Here is a 14271-nt window from a genome sequence, read left to right as displayed (position 1 = left end):
GTCCGCGACGTGACCGGCCCTCACCGTGACCCCACGAGCGACTGCGTCCGCGTCTCGCGGCGCACCATCGCCCGCAGCGGCCCGTCGGCGACGGCCAGCTCCGCGTACGGGCCCCGCTGCACCACTCGGCCGGCGTCGAGCACGACCACCTCGTCCACGGCGTCGAGCCCCGCCAGCCGGTGGGTGATCAGCAGCGTCGTACGGCCCCGGGTGGCGGCCAGCAGGTCGGCGGTGAGCGCGTCCGCCGTCGGCAGGTCCAGGTGCTCGGCGGGCTCGTCCAGCACGAGGACGGGAAAGTCGGCGAGCAGCGCGCGGGCCAGCGCCAGCCGCTGCCGCTGCCCGCCGGACAACCGCGCGCCGTGCTCGCCGACCAGCGTGTCCAGTCCGTCCGGCAGGCCGTCCACCCAGTCCAGCAGCCGGGCCCGGGCCAGTGCGCCGCGCAGCTCGGCCTCGGTGGCGTCCCTCCTGGCCAGCAGCAGGTTCTCGCGCACGCTGCTGTCGAACAGGTGGGCGTCCTGCGCGCACAGGCCGACGAGCCGTCGCACGTCGTCCCCGGCCAGCGCGCGGGCGTCCACCCCGCCGAGCGTGTACGAGCCCGCCCGCAGGTCGAGGAACCGCAGCAGGGCGTGGGCGAGGGTGGTCTTCCCCGACCCGGACGGGCCCACCACGGCGATCCGGCGCCCCTGCGCCAGGGTCAGGTCCAGCCCGGCGAGGGCGTCCCGGTGCTGCCCCTCGTACCGGGCGTGCAGGCCCTTGACCACGACCGGGAAGGGGGACGCGGGGGCCCGCCGGGACCGCTGCGGCTCGCGCACCGGCTCCGGGGCGTCCAGCACCTCGTACACGCGCTCCGCGCTCCGCCGCACCCGCTGCCGGTAGCGCACGGCGAGCGGCAGCCCGAGTACGGCTTCGAACGCGGCCAGCGGGATGAGCACGACCACGGCCGTCGCCACTCCGCCGAGCCGTCCCCCGGCCACGGCCTGCGCGCCCAGGAACGCGCAGGCCGTGACGGTCAGTCCGGAGACCAGCGCGGTGAGTCCGTCACCGAGCGCGGTGGCGGTGGCCGCGCGCGAGGCGATCCGGGTGAGCGTGCGGTCGGCCTGCCGGGCCGCACCCGCACGTGCCGGCAGTGCACCGGCGACGGTCAGCTCGGCGGTCCCGGTGAGCAGATCGGTCACGCGGGTCGCGAGCAGTCCGCGGGCGGGCGCCAGCCGCCGCTCCGCGCGCCGGGCCGCAGCCGACGTGATCAGGGGAACACCGGCACCGGCCAGGAGGAGCCCCGCGCCGAGCGCGGCCCCCGCCGCGGGCAGCAGCCAGGCCGTGAAGGCGACCGACGCGGCCGAGACGGCCACCGCCACGCAGACCGGCAGCAGCCAGCGCAGCCAGTAGTCCTGGAGCGCGTCCACGTCGGCGACGAGCCGGGTGAGCAGGTCGCCGCGCCGGGTCGCCCGCAGCCCCGCGGGCGCCAGCCGTTCCAGCCGCCGGTAGACGGCGACCCGGGTGTCGGCCAGCATCCGCAGCACGGCGTCGTGCGACACCAGCCGCTCGGCGTACCGGAAGACGGCCCGCCCGATCCCGAAGGCACGGGTCGCCGTCACGGCCACCATCAGGTAGAGCACCGGCGGCTGCTGGGAGGCACGGGAGATCAGCCAGCCCGAGGTGGCCATCAGTCCGACGGCACTGCCGAGCGCCAGGCTCCCGAGCAGTGACGCGAGCAGAAGCCGCCCGCGCCGGGGGCCGGCCAGCGACCGCACCCGGTCGAGGACCCGCCGCGGAGGTGCCGCATCCCCGGCTCCGCCCCCGGCTCCGGCCGGTTCGTGAGCCTGCGCGGGGCGGGGGAGGGCGGGCCCGGACACGGCGGATGCCTCGGGAAGCACGGCGGAGGGGACGGTGACCGTGGGGGCGGGCGCCCGGGGGGCGGACACCCGGACAGGGGACGCGGGGGAGCCGGACGCCTGCGGGAGGTCCAGCCGCACCACGCGGTCCGCCGCCTCCAGCAGGGCCGGCCGGTGCACGACCAGCAGCACCGTGCGCCCCACGGCCAACCGCCGCACCGCCGCCACGATGTCGGCCTCCGTCGCTCCGTCCAGTGCGGCCGTCGGCTCGTCCAGCAGCAGTACGGGACGGTCGGCGAGGAAGGCCCGGGCGAGGGCGAGCCTCTGTCGCTGACCGGCGGACAACCCCGCCCCGTCCTCCCCGAGCACCGTGTCGGCTCCCCCGGGCAGCGCGTCCACGAACTCCAGCGCCCCCGCGTCCCGCAACGCCCGGCGTACGGCGGTGTCGTCGGCGTCGGGCCGGGCCAGCCGTACGTTCTCGGCGACGGTCCCGGCGAACAGGTGCGGGTGCTGCGGCACCCAGGCGATGTGCGAGCGCCACTGCTCCAGGTCGATGCCGGCGAGATCGGCTCCCCCGACCCGCACGCGGCCCCCGGTGGGCCGGACGAAGCCCAGCAGCACGCCGAGCAGCGTGGACTTGCCCGCGCCACTCGGCCCGACCAGCGCGACCGCCTCACCGGGTTGGACGGTGAAGGACACCTCGGTCACCGCATCCGCCGAGCGGCCGGGGTAACGCACCGTCACACCGTCGAAGGAGAGGGCGCCAGCGGGCACCGCGCCGGTCCCGGACGCCGGGAGCGGCGTCTCCAGGACGGTGAAGACTTCCTCGGCCGCGGCGAGACCCTCCGCGGCGGCGTGGAACTGGGCGCCCACCTGGCGCAGTGGCAGGTAGGCCTCGGGCGCCAGGACCAGGATGACCAGGCCGGTGTACAGGTCCATGTCCCCGCGCACCAGCCGCATGCCGATCGTCACCGCGACCAGGGCGACCGACAGCGTGGCGAGCAGCTCCAGCGCGAAGGAGGAGAGGAACGCGATCCGCAGGGTGCGCAGCGTGGCCTGGCGGTATTCGCCGGTGATGCGACGGATGGAGTCGGCCTGCGCCTTGGCCCGGCCGAACACCTTCAGTGTGGGCAGACCGGTGACCACGTCCAGGAAGTGGCCGGACAGCCGGGACAGCAACCGCCACTGGCGGTCCATCCGGGACTGGGTGGCCCAGCCGATCAACACCATGAAGAGCGGGATCAGCGGCAGGGTGGCGACGATGATCGCGGCCGACACCCAGTCCTCGGTGACGATCCGCGCCAGCACCGCGACCGGAACGACCACCGCGAGCCCCAGCTGCGGGAGGTAGCGGGAGAAGTAGTCGTCGAGGGCGTCCACTCCCCGCGTGGCCAGGGTGACCAGCGAACCGGTCCGCTGGCCGCTCAGCCAGCCCGGGCCGAGCGCCGCCGCCCGGTCCAGGAGCCGTCCGCGCAGTTCGGACTTCACCGCCGCGCCGGCCCGGTGGGCCGCGAGTTCGGTGAGCCAGGAGACCAGCGCACGGCCCGTCCCGACGGCCGCCAGCAACAGCAGGGGGGTGGCCAGGCCACCGGCCGACCGGCCGTGCTGGAAGGCGCCGACCACCACGTCGGCGATGAGCATCGCCTGGGCGATGACCAGTCCTGCGCCGATCGCGCCCAGGACGACGACGGCCGCCAGGAAGAGACGGGTGGCCCGGGCGTAGCGGAGGAGACGGGGGTCGATTGGTTTCACGTGAAACACGCCCTTCGGTCCGAGGAGGGTGTTTCACGTGAAACGTCGTGGTTCATCGTGCGACACCCTCGTCGTGGGACTCAGTGCGCGGTGCCGGCGGCAGCGTCGGAAGCGATGTGCTGCGTACCGATCCGCTTGCGGAACACCCAGTAGGTCCAGCCCTGGTAGAGCAGGACGAGGGGTGTGGCGATCGCCGCGCACCACGTCATGATCTTCAAGGTGTACGGCGTCGACGAGGCGTTGGTGACCGTCAGACTCCAGTCGCGGTTCAGCGTCGACGGCATGACGTCGGGGAAGAGCGACAGGAACAGCATGGCGACGGCCGCCACGATGGTGACGCCCGAGAGGGCGAACGCCCACCCCTCACGTCCCGTGCGGTTGGCCACCAGTGCGAGCACCAGGGCGGCGACCGCCGCGACCAGGGCCACCATGCTCTTGCCGTCACCCGTGTCGATCTGCGTCCACAGCAGGAAGAGGAGGGCCAGGGCCGCGGTGACGATGCCGACCCGCTGCGCCAGCCTCCGCGCGCGCGACCGGATGTCCCCCATCGTCTTGAGTGCCGTGAACACCGCACCGTGGAAGGTGAACAGAGTGAGCGTCACCAGCCCGCCCAGCAGCGCGTAGGGGTTCAACAGGTCCCCGAGGCCGCCGACGTAGGTGAAGTGCTGGTCGATCTTGACGCCCCGGACGATGTTCCCGAACGCCACGCCCCACAGGAACGCCGGGATCAGCGAGGTCCAGAAGATCGTCGTCTCCCAGTTGCGCTGCCAGTTCTCCTCGGGCCGCTTCGCCCGGTACTCGAAGGCCACACCGCGCAGGATCAGGCAGACCAGGATGGTCAGCAGGGGCAGGTAGAAGCCGGAGAAGAGGGTGGCGTACCACTCGGGGAAGGCGGCGAAGGTCGCGCCGCCCGCCGTGAGCAGCCACACCTCGTTGCCGTCCCAGACGGGCCCGATGGTGTTGATCAGTACCCGCCGCTCGGGCCGGTTCCGGGCCAGCAGCTTGGTGAGGATGCCGACCCCGAAGTCGAAGCCCTCCAGGAAGAAGTAGCCGGTCCACAGGACGGCGATGAGGACGAACCAGACGTCGTGCAGTTCCATGACTGTTCCCTCGGCCTAGTAGGAGAAGGCCATTGGCTTGTCGGCGTCACGGATGTCGCCGCCGATCTTCGCGGGCGGGTTGAGGTCGGCCTCGGTCAGCTCGGGCGGGCCGGCCTTGACGTACTTCGCGAGCAGCTTGACCTCGACGACGGCGAGGACGGCGTACAGCGCGGTGAAGACGAGCATCGAGGTGAGGACCTCGCCCTGGGAGACGCCGGGGGAGACCGCGTTCCGGGTCTGCAGGACGCCGTAGACGGCCCACGGCTGGCGGCCCGTCTCGGTGAAGATCCAGCCCCAGGAGTTGGCGATCAACGGGAAGGCCAGGGTCCACACCGCGATGCGCCAGTACCAGGAGGTGAACTTCGGGCCGAGCGCCTTGCTCTTGAACAGGACCAGGTGCGGTACTTCGTCGTCACCGACGCGCAGGTGCTGCGGCAGCAGGAACTTCCTGCGGGTCAGCCAGAGCCCAACAATGCCGAGGGCGAAGGAGGCCATGCCGAAGCCGATCATCCAGCGGAAGCCCCAGAAGGCGACCGGGATGTTGGGCCGGTAGTCACCGGGCCCGAACCTCTGCTGCTCGGCCTTGTTGACGTCGTTGATGCCGGGAACGTAGGAGTTGAAGTTGTCGTCGGCCAGGAAGGACAACAGACCGGGGATCTCCACGGCCACGCTGTTGTGGCCCTTCTCCACGTCGCCGTAGGCGAAGATCGAGAACGGCGCCGGCTCCTGGCCGTTCCACAGGGCTTCGGCGGCCGCCATCTTCATCGGCTGTTGCTTGAACATGACCTTGCCGAGCACGTCACCGCTGATCGAGGTGAGCAAGCCGGCGACGACGACGGTGACCAGGCCGAGCCGCAACGAGGTCTTCATCGCGCGGATGTGCTTCTTGCGCGCCAGGTGGTAGGCGGAGATGCCCACCATGAAGGCACCACCGGTCAGGAAGGCCGCGGAGAGGGTGTGGAAGGCCTGGGTGAGCGCGGTGTTCTGGGTCAGCACGGCCCAGAAGTCCGTCATCTCGGCGCGCCCCCTCGCCTTGTCGATCGTGTAGCCGACGGGGTGCTGCATCCAGGAGTTCGCCGCGAGGATGAAGTAGGCCGACAGCACCGTGCCGATCGAGACCATCCACATGCAGCCCAGGTGGATCTTCTTGGGCAGCTTGTCCCAGCCGAAGATCCACAGGCCGATGAAGGTCGACTCGAAGAAGAACGCGATCAGTGCCTCGAAGGCGAGCGGGGCACCGAAGACGTCACCGACGAAGCGCGAGTAGTCCGACCAGTTCATGCCGAACTGGAACTCCTGCACGATGCCGGTGACCACCCCCATCGCGATGTTGATCAGGAACAGCTTGCCCCAGAACTTCGTCGCCTTGAGGTACTTCTCCTTCTCCGTGCGCACCCAGGCGGTCTGCAGCCCGGCCGTGAGGGCGGCCAGGGAGATCGTCAACGGGACGAACAGGAAGTGGTAGACGGTGGTGATGCCGAACTGCCAGCGCGCCAGTGTCTCCGGCGCCAGAGCCAGGTCCACGTCGTCACTCTCCTCACTTCGCCGTGGTACAGCGGCGTTTTGCTCCCGTTCGTCACACCCAAGCACGACAATCGGGACGCGCTTGTGAACGCGTTCACATTCACAAGCTATTATGGCGCACGACTTTTCGGTACTGGAACGGGGGGGCGGGCAGAAGCTCCTGGGTCTCCGCGTCAAGATCTCGACGGCGCTCTCACCACGTGGTGGGGCTGCATACGACGCAGCCGCAAATCCCCTGGCTACAGGGTCGGCGCTGACGGAAACGCTGCCGCCAGCCTCCTCGCGCACGTCCGGCGCGAGGAGGACCGCTCGGCACAGATGTGTCCCGTTTCACGTGAAACGGGCGCCAGGCGGACGGGGGGCCGGGCACGGTGGCCTTCCGGCCCGAGACACGCGGACGGGGACGCCGGCGGTCAGAAGACCGCGCGCCACGGCGGCCCCGCACCCGGAAAACCGAAGAACGAGCAGTGCTACAGCTCCTTGCGGAACTCCTCCGCCGCCTTCAGGAAGATGTCGTTCGCCTCGGTCTCCCCGACCGTCACCCGCACGCCCTCACCCGCGAACGGCCGGACGACGACACCGTGCTCCTCACAGGCCGACGCGAACGCGACCGTGCGCTCCCCCAGCCGCAGCCACACGAAGTTGGCCTGGGTCTCGGGCACCGTCCAGCCCTGGGCGCGCAGAGCATCGACCACACGCGTGCGCTCGCACACCAGGGAGCCGACCCGGCCCAGCAACTCGTCCTCGGCCCGCAATGAGGCGATCGCCGCTTCCTGCGCGAGCTGGCTCACCCCGAACGGCACCGCCGTCTTGCGCAGCGCCGCCGCCACCGGCTCATGGGCGATCGCGAACCCGACGCGCAGCCCGGCCAGCCCATAGGCCTTGGAGAACGTGCGCAGGACACACACGTTCGGCCGCTCCCGGTACAGCTCGACGCCGTCGGGCACCTCGGGGTCGCGGATGAACTCTCGGTAGGCCTCGTCCAGCACCACCAGCACGTCGCCGGGCACCCGGTCGAGGAATCGTTCCAGCTCCGCCCGTCGCACCACTGTGCCGGTCGGGTTGTTGGGATTGCAGACGAAGATCAACCGCGTCCGGTCGGTGATCGCGTCCGCCATCGCGTCCAGGTCGTGCACCTCGCCCGGCGTGAGCGGCACCTGAACCGGCCGGGCGCCACTGATCTGCGTGATGATCGGATACGCCTCGAAGGACCGCCAGGCGTAGATCACCTCGTCGCCGGGCCCGCTGGTGGCCTGGATCAGCTGCTGGGCGACACCCACCGAACCGGTCCCGGTCGCCAGGTGGGCGAGCGGGACGCCGAAGCGCTCGGACAGCTCGGTCATGAGCCCGGTGCAGGCCATGTCCGGGTAGCGGTTGAACTCGCAGGCGGCCGCGGTGACGCTCTCCAGTACCCCCGGCAGCGGCGGATAGGGGTTCTCGTTGGAGGACAGCTTGTAGGCGACCGGTCCGCCGGCCGCGGCGGCCCTGCCCGGCTTGTAGGTGGGGATACCCTCCAGCTCGGCGCGCAGCTTCGGGTTCATCTCGCTCACCGCAGTCCTCCTCGCGACCACCGGCGGCCCGTCGACACCGCCAGCATCCAATACTCCACACCTTATGAGGATTGGGCTCCCGTGCGAACAGGTGCGGAGCGGCGGAAGTGGAACCCCGCCCCTTCGCCGGGGCATCACGGGCATCACCGCACGAAGGCGTACGTATCCGGGGGCGCTCCCTACATATATCTACGCGCCGGTGATTCACGCCGTGGCGCGCGTCCCTCGTGCAGGTGAGTTGAGACCTCTTCGAAACATCGGACACTTGGCAGGCCGACGCGCGTCGACACGCTATTTCTTGCCACTGAAACGATCAATTACCTTTATTTCTAAGGTAGTTGACCCCAGACAGCCTTGCAGAAACGTACCTGTCAATGCGTGCGTATGCGTCCGCACCACCCCACCGCATGAGCCCTACTATCGGCTCGCCATGACAGCAGCAGGGAAGCACCAGGTGAGCCGCGCGGAAACCTCACGTCGAGGCAGCCGGCCGGGCCGGGCGGGCATCAGGGACGTGGCCGCCGCCGCCGGGGTCTCCATCACGACCGTCTCCGACGCCCTCAACGGCAAGGGCCGGCTCCCGGACGCCACCCGGCGCCACGTCCGCGAGGTCGCCGACCGGCTGGGGTACCGCCCCTCGGCCGCTGCCCGCACCCTCCGTACCGGCAAGTCGGGGCTGATCGGCCTGACCGTGACGACGTACGGGGATGAACCTTTCACCTTCACGGAGTTCGCCTACTTCGCCGAGATGGCCCGGGCCGCCACCTCCGCCGCGCTCGCCCGCGGCTACGCCCTGGTCATCCTGCCCGCGACCTCCCGCCACGACGTGTGGTCCAACGTCGCCCTGGACGGCACGGTCGTCATCGACCCCTCGGACCAGGACCCGGTGGTGAGCGAACTCGTCCGGCAGGGCCTCCCCGTCGTCTCCGACGGACGCCCGGCCGGCGCGCTCCCGGTCACCGCCTGGGTCGACAACGACCACGAGGCCGCCGTCCTCGACATCCTCGACCACCTCGCCGACGCGGGCGCCCGCCGGATCGGCCTGCTCACGGGCACGACGACGGACACGTACACCCACCTGTCGACCACCGCCTACCTGCGCTGGTGCGAACGCGTGGGCCAGGAACCGGTTTACGAGGCCTACCCCGCGCACGATCCCTGCGCGGGCGCCGTCGCCGCCGACCGGCTGCTCGCCCGCCCCGACCGCCCGGACGCCGTCTACGGCCTGTTCGACCCCAACGGCACCGACCTGCTCGCCGCCGCCCGCCGCTACGGTCTGCGCGTGCCGGACGACCTGCTGCTGGTGTGCTGCAGCGAGTCCACGGTGTACGCCAGCACCGAGCCGCCCATCACCACGCTCTCCCTGAAGCCCCGCCGCATCGGCACCGCGGTGGTCCAGTTACTGATCGACGCCATCGAGGGCGTGGACTCGGACCGACCGGTCGAGCAGGTGATACCGACCGAACTGATCGTGCGCACCTCGTCCCAGCGACGTCCGCCCCGCACGACGGTCAGCCCACCCCGCGCACCGGAGCGGGGATAGGCCGGGCCGCCTGAGCGGCCCGGGCCGCACGGATGACCGGGCCCCGCACAGGTGGCCGGGGCGTCCGAGCGGACCGGGCCCGGACGGCCGGACGCCCCCGTGCAGGGCGCTGCGGGAGTCGCACGCCGAAGTCCCGGGACCCTCTCGCCCCGGCGCGGAGGGGACCACGGGGAACCGGTCGGCCCGTGCGGACGGCGTCCACCGGTACCGCGGTGCCCGGCGGGTGCACGGATACCGGCTCGGTGCGGCCCACCGGACACGGTCCGAGCCGTCCGGCGGAGTGCCGCGGCCCTGCCCGGCCCGGCCCGTCCGGGCAGGGTGTTGCGACCCGCCCGCAGTGGCCCGGGACCGCCGGTCACCCGCCGGCCACCCGGCGCGGTCCGCAGGCCCGGTGTCCCCACCGCCCGACACGTGGCCGCCGCCACGCGCGGTTCCGGGCACCCCGGAACCGGTCGGCGCACCACCCCCCGTACAGTCGACGGGTGACGGACAGTCGGTCGAAGCACTGCCCAAACAGGGCGAAAGCCACGGTGAACTGGAGTCTCGCTCCGATTCACCACCCCTGGGTCATCACACGGCGCGACGAGCGTTCCTATGATGGGCCCCACGACACCGCGGGCCGCTGCGACCAGGCAGTCCGAAGCGGTGCAGATGCGGCGCGATGGTGGAGGGGTCGATGACTCAGGGGGCCGGTCAGGGACCCGAGGTGGAGCGGACGGCGACGCTGCGCGACTTCCGGGTGCCCGCGTACGTCCACGAGACCGGTCCGTACGTCCACAGCACCCACCCCGGCGACACCGTCCCGCCCGTGGACGAGGCCTACCCCGACGGCTACACCCCCACCCAGCGCGACCTGCCCGTCATCAACCGCGGTGACACGCTCCAGGTCCCCGTCGAACCGGTCCCCGCCCCCCGGCCGCGCAGCCCGCCACGGGCCCCGGCCCGCTGTACGTCGTCGGTGACGTCCACGGTTACCTCGACGAACTGATGACCGCCCTGCGGGACAAAGGGCTGATCGACGCCGCGGGCCAGTGGTGCGCGGGCACCAGCCGGCTGTGGTTCCTCGGCGACTTCACCGACCGCGGCCCGGACGGCATCGGCGTCATCGACCTGGTGATGCGGCTGTCCGCCGAGGCCGCCGCGGCCGGCGGCTACTGCAAGGCCCTCATGGGCAACCACGAACTGCTGCTCCTCGGTGCCAAGCGGTTCGGCGACACCCCCGTCAACTCCGGCGCGGGCACCGCCACCTTCCAGGCGGCCTGGTTGCTCAACGGCGGCCAGAAGGCGGACATGGACCGCCTCCAGGACCACCACCTGCAGTGGATGGCCCGTCTCGACGCCGTCGAGGAGGTCGACGGCTACCTGCTCCTCCACTCCGACACCACCGCCTACCTCGACTACGGCGACTCGATCGAGGCGGTCAACGACACCGTCCGCGAAGCCCTGACCCGCAATGACGCGGACGAGGTCTGGGATCTGTTCCGCAAGTTCACCAAGCGCTTCTCCTTCCGCGACGAGGGCGGCGCCGACGCCGTTCGCTCCCTCCTCGATACGTACGGCGGCGCCCGTGTCGTTCACGGCCACAGCCCCATTCCCTACCTGCTCGGCGAAGTCGGTTCCGAGGAAGGCGAGGAAAGCGCCGGACCCGTCGTCGAAGGCCCGCACGTCTACGCCGACGGGCTCGCCATCGCCATGGACGGCGGCGTGACCATGGCCGGGAAACTGCTGGTCCAGCAACTTCCACTGGACGACTGAACGTTCACCGGTCCGTACCGGCCACCGACCGGGCCGTACCGGCCCGGTCGGTGGCCGATATGCAATTCACGCAATCCCCTGTCACCGTGCGCCGTCACGGCTCTACCATCGGCTTGTCCGTGGCAGGTTCCCCTCCGTTCCTGCCCGACGGCTCGCCGTCGGGCGAGCCCCAGCCCCACGGCGCACCGGGGGATGCACATGAACAGTGTTCCGCAGCATCTGCTGAGCGAGGACCGCCGGGAACTCGAGCGGCTCCTCGACGAGGCGCTGCGCTCCGCACCGCACCGGCCCGAACTGGCCGCTGTCGGGCGGCGGCTCAGTCCCGGGCAACTACGCGCCATGGCGCTCGGCGCCACCGAGCTGATCACGGCGGCCGCGGCGACCGAGTACCAGCACTACGTCGAGGTCCGCGGACAACTGCGCCGTCCGGCCCCTTCCGTCTCCTCCACCGCCCACGCCCCCGCCCCCACGCAGACGGGCCCGGGGACGCCGGACCCCGTCACCGCCCTCGGCGGACCCGCCGGGGCCACCGGCGCCGGTGCCCTGGCCGTCATGGCGGTCCTGGCCCCCGTCCTCGCCGGCACCGCAGCCGTGATCTTCCTGCTCGTCGGTTACCTCCTGAAGGCGCTGGAGCCCCACCAGGCCTTCGCCCGGACCCTGCTCACCGCCGGATGGGTCTTCGGCGCCGTGGCCGCGGTCGCGATCCTCGTGGCCGGTGCCGGGCTGCTGCTCACCGCCCTGCGCAACGGAGCCTCGGCCGAGGCCGTGGACCACGACCAGGCGAGCCACGAGGTGGCCAGGGCGAGGGAGGCCTGGCGGGAGGCCCTGCTGGAGCGGGGCATCCTGCCGTTCCTGCAGGACGCACTCGCCCAGCCCGGTGCGGACGCCCCGCACCGCACGGGCCCTTCCGCACCAACCGGCCGGATGCCCCGCCTGGGCTACGGCCGCCCCGGCTTCAGCAGCCCCGAGAAGGGCTCGGCCTCCCGCCCGAGCTTCACCGGGCCGGACTACACGAGCCCCGACTTCGGCGGCCCGGAGCACCAGCCGGAATAGCCCGCCGCCCGCCGGACCACGGCTGCGCGGTCACTGCGGCCTGCCCGCGACTTGCGCCCCGTCAAGGGGTGTCACGAGCCCGGACCAGCCGTGCGGCGCCACCCCGGCCGACCGCAGTTGCGCGGCGGGGGGCGGCACGCGTCTCACTCGGTGATCGGCAGATAGACCCGGTTGCCCGCGGCCGCGAACTCCTTCGACTTCTGCGCCATGCCCTCCTCGATCTCCACCCGGCTGCCGCCGTGTTCGCGCCGGATGTCCTGCGAGATCTTCATCGAGCAGAACTTCGGCCCGCACATGGAGCAGAAGTGGGCCGTCTTGGCGGGCTCGGCCGGCAGCGTCTCGTCATGGAACTCCCTGGCCGTGTCCGGGTCCAGGGCGAGGTTGAACTGGTCCTCCCACCGGAACTCGAACCGGGCGTCGGACAGCGCGTCGTCCCACTCCTGCGCACCCGGGTGCCCCTTGGCCAGGTCGGCTGCGTGAGCGGCGATCTTGTAGGTGATGACACCGGTCTTGACGTCGTCCCGGTTGGGCAGGCCCAGGTGCTCCTTGGGCGTGACGTAACAGAGCATCGCCGTGCCCCACCAGGCGATCATCGCCGCACCGATGCCGGAGGTGATGTGGTCGTAGGCCGGGGCGATGTCGGTGGTCAGCGGGCCGAGCGTATAGAACGGAGCTTCATCACAGATCTCCTGCTGAAGGTCGATGTTCTCCTTGATCTTGTGCATCGGGACGTGACCGGGGCCCTCGATCATCGTCTGTACGTGAAAACGCCTGGCGATCCGGTTGAGTTCCCCGAGGGTGCGCAATTCGGCGAACTGCGCCTCGTCGTTGGCGTCCGCGATGGAGCCGGGCCGCAGGCCGTCGCCCAGCGAGTACGTGACGTCGTAGGCGGCGAGGATCTCGCAGAGTTCCTCGAAGTTCTCGTACAGGAACGACTCCTTGTGGTGCGCCAGGCACCACGCGGCCATGATCGAACCACCGCGCGAGACGATGCCGGTCTTGCGGTTGGCGGTGAGCGGCACATACGCCAGGCGTACGCCCGCATGGACGGTCATGTAGTCCACGCCCTGCTCGGCCTGCTCGATGACCGTGTCCTTGTAGATGTCCCAGGTCAGTTCCTCGGCCTTGCCGTCGACCTTCTCCAGCGCCTGGTAGAGCGGCACCGTGCCGATGGGGACGGGGGAGTTGCGCAGCACCCACTCGCGGGTGGTGTGGATGTTGCGGCCGGTGGAGAGGTCCATGACCGTGTCGGCGCCCCAGCGGGTCGCCCAGGTCATCTTCTCGACCTCCTCCTCGATGGAGGAGGTGACCGCGGAGTTGCCGATGTTGGCGTTGACCTTCACCAGGAACCGCTTACCGATGATCATCGGCTCGATCTCCGGGTGGTTGACGTTGGCCGGCAGCACCGCGCGGCCCGCCGCGATCTCCTCGCGCACCACCTCGGGAGCGACGTTCTCGCGGATGGCCACGTACTCCATCTCGGGCGTGACCTCGCCCCGGCGCGCGTACGCGAGCTGTGTGACCGCGCGGCCGTCGCACCCGCGCCGGGGCTGGCGCGGGCGTCCGGGGAACACGGCGTCCAGATTGCGCAGGCCACCGCGCGGCGAGGTGTGCTTGATGCCGTCGTCCTCGGGACGGACGGGACGGCCCGCGTACTCCTCGGTGTCGCCGCGGGCGATGATCCAGTTCTCCCGCAACGGCGACAGGCCCCTGCGGACATCGGTGTCGACGTGTGGATCGGTGTACGGGCCGGATGTGTCGTACAGGGTGACCGACTGACCGTTGGTGAGGTGCACCTGACGAACCGGCACGCGCATGTCGGGGCGCGAACCCTCGACATACGCCTTGTGCCAGCCGATGGACCTCCCGACCTCCCCCTTCGAGGAAGCGTCCGGCGAGCCGGCCACCGCCCCGTTCGCCGATCCGTTCACCGATCCGTTCACCGTGTCCTGAGTGGAGACAGGCGTGTGTGCGTCCTTGTTGGTCATGAGACCTACTCCCTACGCCGGCATTACCCGGTAACAGGTTCGGCGGTCGACGCAGCGGTTTCCGTCTGCCGATGTTCCGCGGAATCCAGTTCCACGTGAAACATTGCAATACGGAGGTCAGCGCCCTCTCAGCCCGGTGCTCCGAGCTCCCGCGTGTGCAAAGGTGCCCCCACG

At 71.1% G+C, this 14271-nt stretch carries 7 protein-coding genes, 1 pseudogene and 1 riboswitch; of the genes and pseudogenes, 3 read left to right on the top strand and 5 right to left on the bottom strand.

Translation table 11 applies throughout. The features are described 5' to 3' along the window. Window positions 1-20 precede the first annotated feature (20 nt). From cydD to hisC, 4 genes are all read right to left on the bottom strand, one after another. The gene (gene cydD, locus QQY24_RS16305) at window positions 21-3584 is read right to left on the bottom strand and encodes a thiol reductant ABC exporter subunit CydD (RefSeq protein ID WP_301973416.1); all 3564 of its coding nucleotides are present in this window, start codon (window positions 3582-3584) and stop codon (window positions 21-23) included. An 80-nt stretch (window positions 3585-3664) separates the two neighbouring features. Then, on the bottom strand, window positions 3665-4684 hold the full coding sequence (gene cydB / locus QQY24_RS16300) for a cytochrome d ubiquinol oxidase subunit II (protein WP_301973415.1): 1020 nt from the start codon (window positions 4682-4684) through the stop codon (window positions 3665-3667). Between the two features lie 15 nt (window positions 4685-4699). Further along, window positions 4700-6208: a cytochrome ubiquinol oxidase subunit I gene (locus QQY24_RS16295; protein WP_301973414.1), complete on the bottom strand. Its 1509-nt coding sequence runs from the start codon at window positions 6206-6208 to the stop codon at window positions 4700-4702. 470 nt (window positions 6209-6678) lie between these two features. Continuing rightward, window positions 6679-7758, bottom strand: coding sequence for a histidinol-phosphate transaminase (gene hisC / locus QQY24_RS16290; protein WP_301973413.1), 1080 nt, complete (start codon window positions 7756-7758; stop codon window positions 6679-6681). Window positions 7759-8188: 430 nt separating this feature from the next. On the opposite strand from hisC, the gene QQY24_RS16285 reads away from it, so the two are divergent. The 3 genes and pseudogenes from QQY24_RS16285 to QQY24_RS16275 all read left to right on the top strand — a co-directional run bounded on the left by QQY24_RS16285 (window position 8189) and on the right by QQY24_RS16275 (window position 12109). Then, window positions 8189-9301, top strand: a complete 1113-nt coding sequence (locus QQY24_RS16285; RefSeq protein ID WP_301973412.1) for a LacI family DNA-binding transcriptional regulator — start codon at window positions 8189-8191, stop codon at window positions 9299-9301. Window positions 9302-9962: 661 nt separating this feature from the next. Next, window positions 9963-11056 (top strand): annotated as a pseudogene (locus QQY24_RS16280) (metallophosphoesterase). Window positions 11057-11248: 192 nt separating this feature from the next. Further along, window positions 11249-12109 (top strand): hypothetical protein, encoded by an 861-nt coding sequence (locus tag QQY24_RS16275; protein WP_301973411.1) that lies wholly within the window; start codon window positions 11249-11251, stop codon window positions 12107-12109. 143 nt (window positions 12110-12252) lie between these two features. Here the strand turns inward: QQY24_RS16275 and thiC are convergent, their stop codons facing one another. Beyond that, window positions 12253-14097 (bottom strand): phosphomethylpyrimidine synthase ThiC, encoded by a 1845-nt coding sequence (gene thiC / locus QQY24_RS16270; protein ID WP_301973410.1) that lies wholly within the window; start codon window positions 14095-14097, stop codon window positions 12253-12255. Beyond that, window positions 14090-14260: riboswitch (TPP riboswitch) on the bottom strand. (Overlaps the previous gene by 8 nt.) Between the last annotated feature and the right edge of the window lie 11 nt (window positions 14261-14271).

Origin of the sequence: Streptomyces sp. TG1A-8 (assembly GCF_030499535.1) — a bacterium.
Classification (GTDB): domain Bacteria; phylum Actinomycetota; class Actinomycetes; order Streptomycetales; family Streptomycetaceae; genus Streptomyces.
The sequence above is the reverse complement of the archived record's forward strand: the minus strand, read 5'-3'. Positions and strand labels throughout refer to the sequence as shown.

Bases quoted from the DNA above. Each gene is read 5' to 3' on its own strand.
- cydB (WP_301973415.1), bottom strand. From the start codon at position 4,684: ATGGAACTGCACGACGTCTGGTTCGTCCTCATCGCCGTCCTGTGGACC.
- QQY24_RS16285 (WP_301973412.1), top strand. From the start codon at position 8,189: ATGACAGCAGCAGGGAAGCACCAGGTGAGCCGCGCGGAAACCTCACGT.
- QQY24_RS16275 (WP_301973411.1), top strand. From the start codon at position 11,249: ATGCACATGAACAGTGTTCCGCAGCATCTGCTGAGCGAGGACCGCCGG.
- thiC (WP_301973410.1), bottom strand. From the start codon at position 14,097: ATGACCAACAAGGACGCACACACGCCTGTCTCCACTCAGGACACGGTG.